The organism is Halomicrobium urmianum (genome assembly GCF_020217425.1).
In the GTDB taxonomy this organism is placed as follows: domain Archaea; phylum Halobacteriota; class Halobacteria; order Halobacteriales; family Haloarculaceae; genus Halomicrobium; species Halomicrobium urmianum.
The window spans coordinates 384539-399575 of record NZ_CP084092.1; the positions used below are offsets into that span (position 1 = coordinate 384539).

The 15037-nt window shown below is 67.3% G+C and carries 14 protein-coding genes; 5 read left to right on the forward strand and 9 right to left on the reverse strand.

What is annotated here, in order from left to right; genetic code table 11:
* The first annotated feature begins 37 nt into the window (after positions 1-37).
* Positions 38-1090, forward strand: coding sequence for a lactonase family protein (locus LCY71_RS20690; protein ID WP_225336447.1), 1053 nt, complete (start codon positions 38-40; stop codon positions 1088-1090).
* A gap of 132 nt (positions 1091-1222) precedes the next feature.
* Here the strand turns inward: LCY71_RS20690 and LCY71_RS20695 are convergent, their stop codons facing one another.
* From LCY71_RS20695 to LCY71_RS20705, 3 genes are all read right to left on the reverse strand, one after another.
* Positions 1223-1438, reverse strand: coding sequence for a hypothetical protein (locus LCY71_RS20695; protein ID WP_225336448.1), 216 nt, complete (start codon positions 1436-1438; stop codon positions 1223-1225).
* A gap of 315 nt (positions 1439-1753) precedes the next feature.
* Entirely contained in the window at positions 1754-2530 is a 777-nt protein-coding gene (locus tag LCY71_RS20700) for a class I SAM-dependent methyltransferase (protein ID WP_225336449.1), read from the reverse strand.
* Between the two features lie 117 nt (positions 2531-2647).
* Positions 2648-3970 (reverse strand): endo-1,4-beta-xylanase, encoded by a 1323-nt coding sequence (locus LCY71_RS20705; protein ID WP_225336637.1) that lies wholly within the window; start codon positions 3968-3970, stop codon positions 2648-2650.
* Between LCY71_RS20705 and LCY71_RS20710 the strand changes: the two genes are divergently transcribed.
* Positions 3915-4325, forward strand: coding sequence for a hypothetical protein (locus tag LCY71_RS20710; protein WP_225336450.1), 411 nt, complete (start codon positions 3915-3917; stop codon positions 4323-4325). The genes LCY71_RS20705 and LCY71_RS20710 overlap by 56 nt on opposite strands.
* A gap of 257 nt (positions 4326-4582) precedes the next feature.
* Positions 4583-5680 carry a hypothetical protein gene (locus tag LCY71_RS20715; protein WP_225336451.1) on the forward strand — a complete coding sequence of 366 codons (1098 nt, stop codon included), beginning with the start codon at positions 4583-4585 and terminating at the stop codon, positions 5678-5680.
* A 22-nt stretch (positions 5681-5702) separates the two neighbouring features.
* Here LCY71_RS20715 and LCY71_RS20720 read toward each other — a convergent pair whose 3' ends face one another.
* From LCY71_RS20720 to LCY71_RS20735, 4 genes are all read right to left on the reverse strand, one after another.
* Positions 5703-6674, reverse strand: coding sequence for a DUF6199 family natural product biosynthesis protein (locus LCY71_RS20720; protein WP_225336452.1), 972 nt, complete (start codon positions 6672-6674; stop codon positions 5703-5705).
* 134 nt (positions 6675-6808) lie between these two features.
* The gene (locus LCY71_RS20725) at positions 6809-7594 is read right to left on the reverse strand and encodes a polyprenyl synthetase (RefSeq protein WP_225336453.1); all 786 of its coding nucleotides are present in this window, start codon (positions 7592-7594) and stop codon (positions 6809-6811) included.
* 3 nt (positions 7595-7597) lie between these two features.
* The gene (locus LCY71_RS20730; protein WP_225336454.1) at positions 7598-9040 is read right to left on the reverse strand and encodes an MATE family efflux transporter; all 1443 of its coding nucleotides are present in this window, start codon (positions 9038-9040) and stop codon (positions 7598-7600) included.
* Positions 9041-9075: 35 nt separating this feature from the next.
* On the reverse strand, positions 9076-9630 hold the full coding sequence (locus LCY71_RS20735) for a TetR/AcrR family transcriptional regulator (protein ID WP_225336455.1): 555 nt from the start codon (positions 9628-9630) through the stop codon (positions 9076-9078).
* Positions 9631-9803: 173 nt separating this feature from the next.
* On the opposite strand from LCY71_RS20735, the gene LCY71_RS20740 reads away from it, so the two are divergent.
* Entirely contained in the window at positions 9804-10406 is a 603-nt protein-coding gene (locus LCY71_RS20740) for a TetR/AcrR family transcriptional regulator (RefSeq protein ID WP_225336456.1), read from the forward strand.
* 55 nt (positions 10407-10461) lie between these two features.
* Here LCY71_RS20740 and LCY71_RS20745 read toward each other — a convergent pair whose 3' ends face one another.
* On the reverse strand, positions 10462-10890 hold the full coding sequence (locus tag LCY71_RS20745) for a zinc ribbon domain-containing protein (RefSeq protein WP_225336457.1): 429 nt from the start codon (positions 10888-10890) through the stop codon (positions 10462-10464).
* A gap of 461 nt (positions 10891-11351) precedes the next feature.
* Here LCY71_RS20745 and LCY71_RS20750 point away from each other — a divergent pair, with 461 nt between their 5' ends.
* Entirely contained in the window at positions 11352-11498 is a 147-nt protein-coding gene (locus LCY71_RS20750; protein WP_225336458.1) for a hypothetical protein, read from the forward strand.
* Positions 11499-12305: 807 nt separating this feature from the next.
* On the opposite strand, the gene LCY71_RS20755 is transcribed toward LCY71_RS20750, so the two are convergent.
* Entirely contained in the window at positions 12306-14558 is a 2253-nt protein-coding gene (locus LCY71_RS20755) for an NADP-dependent malic enzyme (RefSeq protein ID WP_225336459.1), read from the reverse strand.
* Between the last annotated feature and the right edge of the window lie 479 nt (positions 14559-15037).

Below are 15037 nucleotides of genomic sequence, written 5' to 3' on the forward strand. Positions count from 1 at the left end.
GGGAACAGTGAAGGGACGACGGCGCGACACTGGGACTGTGACGCGGGAGACCTATCTAGCGGCGATCGGCACGTATAGCCCGGCCGACGAGGACGGAGTCCACACCGTCGAGGTCGACGCCGAGACGGGGGCACTCCGCTCGCTCGACAGCGCCGTCGCCGGCCCGGATCCGACGTTCGTCGCGCCGCATCCGGACGGGGACGTCCTGTACGCGGCCGCTCGCGAGGACGACGAGGGAGTCATCACGGCGTTCGAGGTCGATTCGGAGTCCGGTGCGCTGACTGCCGTCGACAGCAGTCCGAGCGGGGCCCTCAGCCCGTGCCACTGTAGCGTCGACGCGACAGGCCGGTACCTGTTCGTGGCCCACTACGCCGGGGGAGCCGTCTCGGTGCTCCCGATCGACGAGGACGGCCGCCTCGGATCTCCGACCGACGTCGTCGAACACGCCGGATCGAGCGTCGATCCCGAGCGGCAGACCGCGCCGCATCCGCACTCGATCTCGCCCGGCCCGGACGACCGGTTCGTCTACGTCCCCGACCTCGGGACCGATCAGGTCCACGTCTACGGGATCGATCGCGACGACGGGACACTCTCGCCGCACGACGCGACGGGCGTTCGGGAGGGAGCCGGACCCCGCCACCTCGCGTTCGGTCCGGACGGTGACCGGGTGTACCTGATCAACGAACTCGACTCCACGATCACCACCTTCGATCGCGACTCCGACGGCCGGTTGACCCAGCGGTCGGCGACGACGACGCTCCCCGAGGCGTTCGACGGCGCGAACAAGACGGCGGAGGTCGCCGTCCACCCGTCCGGCGAGTTCGTCTTCGGTTCGAACCGCGGCCACGATTCGATCGCCACGTTCGCCGTCGAAGACGACGGACTATCGCTGGTCGATCACACGCCGACCGGTGGGGAGTGGCCCCGACACTTCGCGATCGACCCCGACGGCCAGTTTCTGTTCGCGGAGAACAGGGACACCGACGACGTCACCGCGTTCCGTATCGACGACGAGACCGGGACACTGTCGTCGGTCGACGAACGACTGCCGGTGTCCCAGCCGGTGTGTCTGCAGTGGATTCCGCGGTGAGCAGTCGACTCAGATATTACCGATTCCCTGACTGTATCTCCATTTTATCAAGATAAATATATTGGCACTGCCGTCGATGGCGGTGTGTGAGTAGAAGCGTCGTGCCAGCGAGCGAACCGCCGGCGTCACGGTTCAGTCGTCGCCGGCTCGTCGTGACTGAGGCAGTTCGAGGAGTACAGCCCGATCGGGAGTATCTCTCGAGAGAGGCGTGCGATAGATCCCGGTTTCCGCGACGTGTCGGTCGAAGACGGCGGCCTTCTCGGAGAAGTGCACCCAGGGGTCCGCGCCGTCGGCGGGAGATGCGGCGGCTTCGACGGCGCATTCGTGTCGCGGTTCAGTCGGGAGCATCGCGGTCGGAGCGGTTTCCGCGGTCGAAAGTGACCGTAGACGGAGGGTTTCGTACGTCACCGGTCGGCAGCAGCCAGAGCCACTGTTCGCCGACTCAGAGCACTGTTCCGCCGCCGGCGACGTGAGTCGGTTCCCGGTCACAGACAGACTGCCGGTCGGCTTTCCGCACTCGAACGCAGACGGCGTTTCGAGCCCGTCTTACGCCCCATACATAAGAAATGCATCTATTATCTATATTTTATAGTACTCCCACACCGTACCGGTCGGGAGCGGCCGAGACGGCGATCGGTCGTGCCGCTGAAGACGGACCCGCCGTCAGTTCGCCACCGCCCAGAACCGGAGATGTCTCGGGACTTTCGCCATCAGTTCCGGCCGGTTGCTGTCGAGGGGATCGTCGTCGTACTCGTCCGGGTCGTCACTGCCGGGTTCGAGGACGCGTTCGACGTCGAACCCCGCGTCGACGAGGGCCCGGTGGTAGTCGCCGACCGTCCGGTCGAAGACGACCATGTCGGCGTCGTACGCCTCGTCGATCGTGATCTCCCGTCGGCCGGTCGCGTGATAGCTCCGCTCGAGGGTCTCCGAGACCGGGTCGAACAGCTCGTAGAAGGGGTGGGGGACGTCCAAGACGAGGACGCCGTCCGCACGCAGCGCTCGTCGCGCCTCCGCCAGACACTGGTCGAGGTCCTCGACCATCTGGAAGACCCAGCCGGAGAACGCGACGTCGAAGGCGCTCTCCGCGAGCGGCAGGTCCGTCACGTCGCCCTCGACGAACCTGGCGTCGACGCCGTACAGGTCCCGTAGCTTCCGGGCGTGTTCGAGCTGCCGCGACGAGACGTCCACGCCGACGACCCGATCGGCGCCCTCGTCGGCCGTTCCGACGCTCGCCTGTCCCCCGCCGCAGCCCAGTTCGACGAAGTCGGCCCCATCGATCGACGGGAGAATATCGGGGTGGCTCCCGCCCGGTGCGTCCGCCGTGAACGGGCACGGGACCGGCGGCAGTTCCCCGTCGGCCGTGTCCGCGTTCCACAGCGCCTGGAAGTCGTCGCTCCACTCGTCCCAGAGCCGCTGGTTCTCCTGCCGTGAGTCCCCCATGACGGCCGTACCGTTCAGCCCGCTATCAGTTATCGATTGCGATGGTCGGCCCGTCGCCGGCAGCGGAGCGCTCGCTCCCGGCGATCCCGGTGCGACGGGTGACGACGAGACGACGGTCTACACCTGCCTGAAGAGTTCGACGGCGTCGGCGAAGTCGACCTCGCCGTTGCCGTTGTAGTCGTAGTACTCGGCGTCACGCTGGAACGCATCGCTCCGGAGACGCTCGGTGTACTCGGCCACGTCGTCGTAGTCGACGTCGCCGTCGAGGTCCTCGTAGTAGCCGTCACCGTCGGGGTCGGTCGCGTCCTCGGGGTGGTCGGGCCCGTCGGCCGAACCGCCCCCGACGACGACCGTGACCGTCGTCGTCCCGTCAGGATCGGTCACGGAGACCGTCTCCGTCGTCGATCCGGCGTCGGTCTCGACGGTGATCTCGTGCTCGCCGAGGAAGGCGTCGGTGGCGTAGGTGCCGCCGTCGCCGGTCGAGCCCGTCTCCTCGGTCCACCACTCGTCGAACACCAGGTCCTGCCAGACGTCGTAGGCCGGCTTCTCCGACCAGTCCTCGTCGTAGAGCAACGCGTCCTTCGTCCCGTCGTCGAACTGATCGCCCCAGTGCAGCGGGTCCCAGAAGCCCCACGCCACGAAGGTCTCGGCCGCCGAGTGGCTGAAGAACAGCTTGAGGAACTGGCGGAGGTAGTCGGCCTGCATCTCCCCGTCCCAGCCGGTCCCGAACATGTCGAACTCCGTGACCCGGAGTCCGTCGCCGTACTGGGCGTACCGTTCCAGCGCGTCCCACATCGTGGCCGGGTCGACGCGCTCGTCGGCGAAGTGGTGGCTCTGCATCCCGACGCCGTCGAGGTCGACGCCGCGCTCGTTGGCCAGGTAGTCGAGCTGGGTCTCGTATCGCTCCCACTCGCGGGCGTACTCGCCGGAGAGGACGTTGTAGTCGTTCGTCGCGACGCCGACGTCGTACTCCGCGGCGCGCTCGTACCAGTCGCCGAGGATCGGCGCCGTCTCCGGCACCACGTCGGTGCCCTCGATCGCCTCGACGATCGCGGTCGCGTGGATGGCCTCGTTGACGACCTCCCACTCGGCGACGTCGTCCCCGTAGTGGCGGATGATCTCCTCGACGTGGGCCATCGACTGCTCGCGGACGTACTCGGGATCGGGGTCCGGTTCGCCGGCCTCCGACCAGTCGCTCGCCCAGGGGCCGCCCATCGCCTCGACGATCCGCGGCGGGACCGCCCACGACTGGACGTCGCCCCACAAGCAGACGTGCCCGCGGACGTCGAGCCCCTGATCGAGCGCCCACTGGACCGCGCCGTCCCCGATCCCGGGATCGTCCTCCCAGAAGTTCCACTTGTGGTAGTTCCCCAGGACGACGGTGTTGAACTGCTCGTCGACCGCCTCGCGGTACCGCTGCTGGTCCTCCGGGGTGTGGATCGGGTCGCTCCGTCTGGTTCAGGAGGAACTCGGCGTCGATGGCCGTGCCGAACCCGAACTCGTGTTCCCGCATCTCGACCTCGACCGCGGCGTCGGGGACCGGACGGCCGTTCCGGTCCCGGATCTCGACCTCCAGCGTCCCCCGGCGGTGTCGAGCGATTCGCCTGTCGGCCGCGCCCTCCCACCTGCCCTGGGCCGCTGCGGTGGCGCCTGCCCCGGCACCGGTGACCGCGACGGCGCCGGCGGCCCCGATCCCCCGAAGACAGTCGCGCCGGTCTGCAGTCGCCAGGCGCGCCCCGCTCGTTTCTCCCTCCGTCCGTTCGGTGTCGCCGTCCCCGTCCATGACTGCTCCTGATTCTCGACACCTTTCTCGTGAACCCACGTAAACGTCGGGCAGATATCGGGCAGACGAGCGGCACTACACCGATTATCTCGTCGACGGGTGGCGTCCGACCGCCCGTCGTCCCGCTCCCGCCGTCACGCGGTCCGAATTCCCGGGTGGCGATCCGTGCGACGTCACCGATCGGGAGCCGCTTTCGAGGGCCGTCCCCGCAAACGCGGCTCATCCCGGCGACCGTAGCATTGACTAGTCCGGGCCTGGACGGACGACTGATGTCACGACGATGCAGGTCGCGCCGAGCGTTTCTCCGGACCGGTGCGGCCGCGGTCGCCGCCGTCGGCGTGGCGGGCTGTCTCGGCGACGCGCCGGCCTGCGGGGACGAGACGACGGTGCTGTTCCGGTCCCGGCTGTCGGGGTTCTACGTCTCCTATCCGCTGGAAGCCGGGCTCCTCGACGAGCGGGTCAACACCGCGGAGCCCGCGGAGCGGTTCGCGGGGCGCGCCAGGGACCGCGGCTACGCCGTGGAGTACTACGAGTCCGAACTCCGCGAGCGCGACGAGGCGGAGCTACAGATCGAAGTGTACGGGGACGACCTTTCCCGGGACGACGTCGAAGACCTGGTCGCGGCCTCGGAGATGCCGGAGTCGACGTCGATCACCGAGAACGCCGCCAGCCCGATCCAGCGGGGAAGTCAGCTCCGGTTGCCCTGGGAGCCGGGCTTCATCGAGGGCCGCGCGGCTTTCCTCGCGGAGAACGCCCCGACGGTCGACGTCGACCCGCCCCAGTGGGGTGCGCTGAGCGACCGGCGCGCAGCCCTCGTCGAACCCGCCGACGACTTGACGGTCGACTGGCTCCGGAGCGCCCTCGGACTGCGGAGCGTGCTCCGCGTCGAACTCCTCGGCATCGACGTCTCCGGCGACGCACTGAAGGACCAGCGGGCGTCGAACGTGGGCGACTGGGACGCCGTCGACGACCGCTCCGACGACACGGAGACGACGCACGACGCCGGCGACGTCTCGCTCGACGAATCGGGGGCGGTCGACACCGGCATGTCCATCCGAAGCGTCCTCAAAGGATTGTACGACTTCGACCGGGACCCGTCGTCGCTGGTCGACCGCGCGCGGTTCCGGATCACGCTGAACGGCAGACTCCTGGAGGAGCGGCCGCCGACGCGGGCCGAGCGGGACTTCGTCGAGACGTACGTCGAGTACGTCGAGAGCGACCCCTTCGACGAGTCGACCGGCCCCGAGGAACCGTCCCCGCCGACGCTGCGCGTGACGGGACTCGACGGCCGCCGCGCGCTGTCGGTGGCGACGGCGCTTCGCTGGCCGACCGCCGTCCAGTTCGGCGTCGCCGCCGAGCGGTGCTAACCCGCTCGCGGTCGCCGCCGGGTCAGACGAGCGCGTGGCCGTCGAGGAGAACGAAGCCCGCGGCGACGGCGACGGCGGCGCCGATGCGGTGGAGCGCGACGTACCAGCCCCTGGGTTCGACGTGTCGCTTCCCGCGAAAGCCGATGAGCTCGTGGTTCTTCGACAGCTCGATGAACGTGTACGAGCCGACCACTCCGACGACGCCAGCGGCGATCAGCAGGAGTCCGAACCCGCCCGGCGCGGCGGTCCAGCCGCCGTTCCCGAGGACGGCGGAGCCTGACGCCGCGACGAAAGCGAGGACCGCGACGACCGCCGCCCCGCTGCCCGCCCGGTCGTCGTCGTCGAGCGCCCCGCCGTAGACGACGGCGGCCGACCACGCGCCGGAGACCAGGACGACGGCGAGCCAGAGCGGCCCGTCGGGAAACAGCGCCCGGACGGCCGCCGTCCCGACGCCGTCGAGCGTTCCCGGATGCGACCAGTCGACGAGCGCCCGTTCGACGAGGACCGGCCGGGCGAGAGCGCGGAGGCCGCCGGGCACCGCGGCGAGCGCGCCGCCGGCGAGTCCCGTCCGGAACCCACCGAGCGCGTCCCCGTCGCTCCCGCCCGCACGCCGCGAAACGACGACGAACAGCGAGGCGACCAGCAGGACCCAGGCGAACGGCGAGAACGCGGCTTTCAGCGTGACTGCGTCGACGGCGTCGATAGCCGCCGGCCGGAGCGGCTTCTGGGTCGTCTCCGGCGCGTCGCAGTCGCCGAACGCACCCGCGTTCGCGTCCGGGCTCTCGCACATCCAGTCCGGCGGCCGCTCGGGGTTGTCCACGGTGACGGTGCCACTGACCTCGCCCGCGACGGCGTCGCCCGCGTACGCGACGGACGCGGCGTTCAGCACGCACAGCAGGGCGACGACGGCGACGGCCACCGCGACGCTTGGCGTCCACCCGTCGAACGCCTCGTGTGGTCGGAGGAGGGCACTGAAGTACTGTTTCGGGGACACGGTCGTCGTTTCAGGTGACGACGGGTAAATACCCAGTGATGGCCACACACGTACCAGTCCGTGTCAGAGTCGAGTCCGGGCGCGCTCGACGGGACCGGGGCGCTCTCGAAGGGAGAACCCGGTCGCGGCGACGGTCAGCCGGGTCCGGCGTCGCCGGTGACGTCCTCGAAGAGCGGTCGCAGTCGGGCCACGTCGACGGCCGACAGCTCGTCGAGCGCGTCGTCGGCCGCCGCGAGCCGTCGATCAGCGTACTGCCGGAGCCGTCGTTCGTCGGGGTCGGACACCAGATGGAAGCCCTCGGCACCCGGCTCGAGCGCTCGCTGGACCGCACGTCCGACGGCGAGCCCGTGACCCAGCGTCGCGAAGTGATCGCGCCACCGGCCGTCGACGCCGGCAAGCGTGGCGCCGACCACGGCGGCGCCCTCGCCCAGCGCACCGGCCGTGTCGTCGACCAGCGTCCGTCCGGAGTTCGAAGCCGGTTCGACGTAGTGGGAGGCGAACGCCTCGACGACCCGGCTCGAGGCGGTCGATAGCGTCTCGAAACACGCGCCGCTCCGGGCGTGATCGACGGCGTTCAGCTCCGAGTACGCGGCCGAGTAGAGGTAGTCCCCGGCCAGCAGGGACCGCGTCGGATCACGGGACGGCGAGCGGGCAGCGCCGCTCTCGGCCCGGTCGAGCAGTTCGCTCCGGAGCCGACAGTACCCCCGGAAGAGTTCGATCGCCGCGGCCGCGGACTGGACCGCCCCGGCGCTCGCCGATCCCGCGACCGACTCGTAGGAGCGCAGCAGGAGCCGACCGTACCACCTGTCGTCGCACTCAGTCAACACCGCACGCGCCGCGGACAGGCCGGTGCGGTCCGCGGATTCGACGGCGGCCTCGAGGCGGCGGTCGACGGCCGACCGGAAGGAGTCGACGCTCATTGCTCAGTCGTCCGTCGATGTGGGATCGCCGGTCGCGCCGTCGACGTCGACGCGCTGTTCGGTGAGGTCGCCGTCGCGCCAGGTCCCGCGCCTGTACCAGGCGTAGGCGATGATCGCCCCGGCGACGTTGGAGATCGCGAACGACAGCCAGATGCCGGTCTCGCCGATCTCGGCGGCGGCGACCCACGCGATCGGGAACCGGATGACGCCGAGCATCAGCACGGAGATGGCGGCGGCGACCAGCGTCTTGCCGGCGCCGCGGAAGCTGCCGGTGTAGGCCCGCGTGATCCCGATGAACCCGAACGTCGGCGCGACGATGCGCAGGAACCCGGTCGCGATGTCGACGACTTCGGGGTCGGTCGTGAACACGTCGGCGACGGGGGCGGCGGCGAACCAGACGACGGCGATCCCCGCCGCCGTGAGGACGCCGAACAGCACCTTCGCCGCGAGGCCGGCCGCCGCTTCGGCGCGGTCCGGCTTGTCGGCACCGACGTTCTGGCCGGTCATCGTCTCGACGCCGCGGGCGACGGCGATCGCCGGCAGGACGATCACCGAGAACACGCGGGTGCCGATGCCGTAGGCGGCCACGACCGGGTCCGGGAACAGCGCGACGATGAACAGCAGCAGGTTCATCGACAGCGCCCGGCCGGTCCCCTCGATCGAGGCGGGCACGCCGATGCGAACGAGTCGGCGCAGGAACTCGACGTCGGGAGTCATGTCCCCGAGGTGGATCTGGACGCCACGGGTCCCGCGGAACATGACTGCCAGCCCGACGACGAGCGCGAGCGCGCGGGAGAACACCGTGGCGACGGCGGCGCCGCGAATCCCCATCGAGGGGAACGGCCCCCAGCCGAAGATGAGGAACGGGTCCAGCGCGATGTTGAGCACGACGGAGCCGAACATCACCAGCATCGGCGTGATCGTGTCGCCGTAGCCCCGCATGAGCGCGATGAAGACGGCGAAGCCGAACATGGCCACCAGCCCCAGCGAGATGACCTCCATGTAGCTGGTCGCCAGCGGCAACACGTCGTCGGACGCTCCCATGACGTCGAGGAATCCCTCGACGAAGAAGTACCCGACTCCGCCGAGCAGCACCGACGCGATGACGGCGAACGTGACCGTCTGGGAGGCGGCGTACTCGGCGTCGCGCTCCGCGCCGGCGCCCGTGTACTGGGCGACGAGGACGCTCCCGGCGACGGAGATGCCCATCCCCAGCGAGATGAGCAGGAAGACCATCGGGAAGGCGAAGCTGATCGCGGCCAGCGCGTCCGTGCCGTACTGGCCCAGCCAGAACGTGTCGGCGAGGTTGTACGCGGTCTGGAAGAGGTTCGTGACGACGATAGGCATCGACAGGAAGAAGAGGGGTTTGCCGATGCTGCCCGACGTGAGGTCGAACTCCTCGGGGCCCCTGAAGAGAGCGGCGACGCGGCCGCGGAGGTCCGTCACTGTGCGACCCCCGTCCGCTCGTCGGCGAGTAGCTGTCACTCCGCGTACGCGCTCATATCGGCGTAGGCCCGCTCAGACGAGCGCCCCACGACGACCTGTCGAACGAGTGCGCCCAGAACGCCCGCGACGAGCGTCTCTGCGGCGACGTCGGGATCGATCCGTTCGTCGAACTCGCCGGCTTCCACACCGGCCGCGACGATCGCCCGGAACCGCTCGAACAGGAGGTCGTCGAACGCAGCCAGTCGCTCCCGGATCGCGTCGTCGTGGGGCGCACGGACCGCCACTTCGAACATCGCGGTCCTGAGCGACTTCTCCGACGCGTCCGCGCCCAGCAGCACCCCGAAGAGGACGTCGAGCCGCTCGCGCGGCGTGTCGCCGTCAGCCGCGGTCACCTGCTCGACGAACCGCTCGGAGAGGTACTCGAGCAGTGCGACGAACAACTGGTCCTTGCTCTCGTAGTGGTAGTGGATCGATGCTTTGCTCCTGTCCGCTTCGGCGGCGACGTCCCGGAGGGTGAGGTCGTCGTAGCCGTGCTCACAGAGGGCCCGGTACGTCGCCTCCAGGATGTTCGTGGCTGGTTCGTCCTCCATGTCGGTCGATAGGTTACTTACTGACCGATTAGTCAAAAGTCTTTGGAAGAGGTATCGCCACCGAGATACCGGAAGCATCAAGCGCAGTAAGGGCTCAGGTAGGTCGACCGTCCCGGGCCGGAGCTAACGGCAGAGTCAAAACCGTTATCCGCTACAGGCCCAACAGTCGGGCAATGGCCGACCTGCCGGACCGCGACTCCTCCGACCCGGACGCGGAAATCATGCGCGCGACCTACCGCGCCCTGTGTGAACACGGTTACGCCGACCTCACGATCAAGCGGATCGCGGAGGAGTACGGCAAGTCGACGGCCGCGATCCACTACCACTACGACACGAAGGAGGACCTGCTCGCGGCGTTTCTCGACTACGTCCTCGACCAGCTCGTGGACGCGATCCACGAGGTCGAGACCACCGACCCGGAACAGCGACTGGACCTGCTGCTCGACAGGCTGCTGGTCGACGCCGAGGATCACGAGGAGTTGCTGATCGCGATGCTGGAGATGCGGAGCCAGGCTCCGTACAGAGAGGCCTTCGGCGAGCGGTTCCAGCAGAACGACGAGTACGTCCGCTACATGATCCGCACCGTGATCGATCACGGGATCGACGAGGGCGTGTTCCGGGACGCCGACGCGGAACAGGTGGCGCGGTCGCTGATGACCATCGTCGACGGCTCCCGCACGCGGGCCGTCGTCTTGGACGACGGAGACGCCCTCGCGACGGGTCGGCGGACTGCGGCGGAGTACGTGACCGCCGTGCTCTTCGACGGAGTGGAGTAACGGCTGGTCCCGGGCCCCGGATCTTGCGGGGTAGTTCTGGACGAGACCCAGGCCGTTACTGCCGGTCGTCCCGGTCAGTTGGCGCCGTCGCGTCCACGGCCTCGACGTCCGCCGTACACCAGTGACAGAACTCGAGGTCGGAGTCCAGTTCTCTGCCGCAGTTCGGACAGTGGGTGAACTGCCCGTCTTCGGTCGTCGTCCGCCGAGCGAGCGCGTTCTGAGCCGACGCGACGAGGTACGCGTCGACGACGCTGAGGGCGCCGACGACGAGCGTCGGCGCGACCGCCAGCGGATCGACGGCCTGCCCGCTCGCGAACGCCTCCAGCGCGCCGGGATCGACGAAGAGAACGGTGGCGGCGAACGCGACGCCGAGCCACCCGAGCGCGCGCCGCCATCGGCGGAGATAGAGGTGTCCGAGCCCCGTGATGACTGCTGCGAGCAGCGCTGCGAGCCATGGTCGTTTTCGAGAGGTCGACTCGCGCATGGTTTGACTAATCAGTCAGTTAGCCATAAGTCTTCTCTCTGCGGTCCCTGCTGTGGGACGGCGTCCCATCGATCACTGTCGCGGAGGCGGTACCTGACGGCCGGGACGCGGGCACGGCCGTCTCCAGCAAACGGACTGCCCGGAAGACCGGCTGGGTCACGAACGCGGTATCCTTCGGCGGCTATCAAACCCGGTGAGAGAAGTATAATTCTTCGCATCTCTTTTCACAATAGTCAGATGATAGTAGCGTCTGGTGTCAGCCAATCACTCTATCAGGGAAGTGCCGAGATGTCAGTCCAGACTGGCCGAACTCAGTGTAGACACTCCTCTGAACGCTTCGATCGGAGAGTCGCTGCCAACGTTCGTCACTCGAGACAGTGAATCAGGTCGGATAGAATCGACTGGTGCCGATCGATGGTTTCCGGCCGTGTATCACCGTCTGAATAGCAATCCGCCGTCGTGTGGCTGTCTACGACTCGCGGTCAGCTGAGAAGATCGTTTCACAGTACATAATATATCCTGCATTGAGAGTAAAATGGTACATCTGGGACAAAGCGACGGCAGATGCCGATCCGTCGACGGGACGTATCGGCCGGCCCGACGAGTGAAGCCCGTGAACGATCGGGCCCAGAAGCGTCCGGGGGTTCGGACGACCACACCGAGAGCACGTTTATTCAGGTACTACTTCGCCGAGTCCAGACTGGCACTGGCCGAGGACGCCGGGAGGGAAACGGTCGTCGAGTCCCTGCTGACAGTAGACGGTCTGGTTCTACAGTAGAAATTGAAACTATTTACACATCGAGGGGCACCCCGAGTGGCCCTCGAGTGTGTCAGTGCGTTCAATTTCTACTGTAGTAAGTCGTACCGCGGTCACCAATGTGGAAATGATCGACGCGTATCGATCGATGTGGCGGCGAGGCGGCAGTCGGCCTCGACGTCTCAGTAGACGTCGTTTCACTCCGTTCGGTAACGATAGTACGCCTGTTATAGGACCGAGTGACCGGCCGGGGGAATTCGATCACAACACGCTAACGGCAGATTTTCGTTCAGAAACAGTGAACGTGACGTATGTTACCATCGGTCGAGGAGCAGCTCGCAGTTTCACGTCCCGTCTGGCTGCGGCGGTCCCTGCAGTGATTGCACCGTCCAGGGCGAAAAAGGCGCTCGCGGCTCGCGCGTCGCTCGCTGCGCTCACTCCCGCTCGCCACATCGATGTCCCTCCCCACGGTCGGGACCTCGCTGCACCCGCGGTATACGGACTGTTGTATAGTAGAAATTGAAGCTATTTACACATCGAAGGACATCACGGGTGCCCTTCGAGTGTGTCAGTGCGTTCAATTGCTACTATAGCTGTCTTCCGGTTCGACCGCCCGTCCGTGGGCGATCGTGCCGGTACTGACCGATAACAGCCCGTATTACTGCTGCTGGGCGTCCACCACGGCGACGCCCGCCAGGTTCACGATGTCCTTGACCTCGTCGCCGCGCTGGATGACGTGGACGGGTTTGTCCATACCGACCAGCATCGGGCCGATCGCCTCTGCGCCGCCCAGTCGCTGGAGGAGCTTGTAGGCGATGTTTCCGGCCTCCAGGCTGGGGAACACGAGGACGTTCGCCGGGTCCTCCAGGTCTGAGAACTCGTAGGATCCGTCGAGCATCTCCTCGACGACGGCGGTGTCGGCCTGCATCTCGCCGTCGACCGGGAAGTCGACGTCCGGGTCCGCTCTGAGCTGGTCCGCGGCCGCGCGCGGCTTGCTCGTTCCGGCATTCTGAACGCTGCCGAAGTCGGAGTACGACAGCAATGCCGCCCGCGGCTCGACGTTGAACCGCCGGGCCAGATCCGCCGTGAGGCGCGTCACCTCCGACAGCACGTCCGCGTCCGGGTTCTGGTTGACTGTGGTGTCGGCACAGAAGACGACGCGGTTCCGGAACGTCAGCATGTAGACGCCGGCGGCGTAGTCGGTGTCGGCCGCTGTGCCGATCACCTGCAGCGGCGGCCGCAGCGCCTCCGGATAGTGGTGGGTCAGTCCCGTCAGCATCGCGTCGGCCTCGTCTATCTCGACCATCACGCTGGCGAGGTAGTCGCCGCTCCGGACCAGATCCGCCGCCTCCTGCCGGGTGATGCCCTTGCGCCGGCGGAGGTCGTGCAGCCTGTCGGCGTAGGGAGTCAGATCCATCTCCTCGGGATCCATCACCTCGGGGACGACGTCGAATCCGAGGCCGTCGACCGTCTCCATAATCCGGTCGCGGTCGCCCAGCAGGACCGGCTCGGCGATGCCCTGGTCGGCGATCTGGTGGGCCGCCCGGATCATCTTCTCGCTGCCGCCCTCGGGCAAGACGAGCCGCTTGGGATCGCTCCGGGCCTTGTTGAGGACGATCCGCATCATCTCTCGGGACTTGCCTAGCCGCGCTTCAAGCGCTTCGACGTACGTCTCCGCCTCGACGTCCTCGCGGGCGACGCCGGACTCGACGGCGGCCTCGGCGACGGCGGGCGCCACCTCGAACAGGACGCGGGGATCCAGCGGTTTGGGGAGGATGTACTCGGGGCCGAACTGCAGCGGCTGGTCGCCGTAGTCCTTGACCACGGCGTCGGGCACGTCCTGATGCGCCAGGTCCGCGAGCGCTCTGGCCGCGGCGCGCTTCATCTCCTCGTTGATCTCGGTCGCGCGAACGTCGAGCGCGCCGCGGAAGATGAACGGGAACCCGAGGACGTTGTTGACCTGATTGGGGTAGTCAGACCGGCCAGTCGCCATGATGACCGTGTCGTCGCGGGCCGATTTCGCTTCCTCGTAGCCGATCTCCGGGTCGGGGTTGGCCATCGCGAAGATGATCGGATCGTCGGCCATCGACCGGACCATCGTCTGGTCGACGACGCCGCCCACCGAGAGGCCGACGAACACGTCCGCCCCGTCCATCGCGTCGGCGAGGTCGCCGCCGGGGACGTCGCGGGCGAACTCGCGGTTGTACGGATTGAGGTCGCCCGCCTCAGCCCGCTCCGTCGTCAGAATGCCGTCGATATCACACATCGTGATGTTCTCCTTCGGCACCCCGAGCGAGACGTAGAACTGCGCCGTCGCGGTAGCGGCGGCACCGGCCCCCGCGAACGTCACGTCGAGTTCCCCCAGGTCCTTGCCGGCGATTTCGGCCGCGTTGATGAGCCCGGCCCCGGAGATGATGGCCGTCCCGTGCTGGTCGTCGTGGAAGACGGGGACGTCCACGGCCTCCCGCAACCGGCGTTCGATTTCGAAGCACTCCGGGGCCGTGATGTCCTCCAGGTTGACGCCACCGAAGGTCGGCTCCATCGCCGCGACGTGGTCGACGAATTCCTCGGGCGTCTCGGCGTCCAGCTCGACGTCGAAGACGTCGATGTCGGCGAAGCGCTTGAACAGCACGCCCTTCCCCTCCATGACCGGCTTCGAGGCCTCCGGCCCGATGTCGCCCAGCCCCAGAACCGCCGAGCCGTCTGAGACGACCGCGACGAGGTTGCCCCGCGAGGTGTAGGTGAACGACTCCACCGGATCACCGTCGATGGCTCGGCAGGGGGCCGCGACGCCTGGCGAATACGCCAGCGAGAGGTCCCGCTGCGTGCTCGTCGGTTTCGTCGTCGATATCTCTATCTTTCCGGGGGGACCCGCTGCGTGATACTGCAGCGAATCGTCTTCGAGTCCCATAGATGCACCCTCTACCGGCGATGATTAATACTCTGACGACTCTGTCAACAATTCCGGTCCGCTCGGGATCAGCGACGCCGCTGCCGACGAGGGCGGACATCAGTGCAGATGGGCCCGGCAACGACGGAGCGGTCGGACAACCTCCGGATGCAATCGGGTATTCTTCTCTGGTTACTACTCGTCATACCTGTCATGGTCCGTATGTTTGAGAGTTATCGCACTGTTAAGGTCGTTGACACCGCCAGTGTGCACGGTTCAGTTGCTCTGTATCGGCCGATAGCGACGTTCTGCCACGTGGAGACGTCTCGTCGATCGTCCAGGTGTTCTGGATGGTAACCTGCAGTGGATTACCGGAGAATAGTCGCTCTATCGTACTGTTTAGATCGTACAGCAGTTCGTTACGCGGGTCTCCTCTTCTAGATGGATTCGATGTAGAAGAGCCATATAATAATACATTTGTCATACATCTACTGTTGATT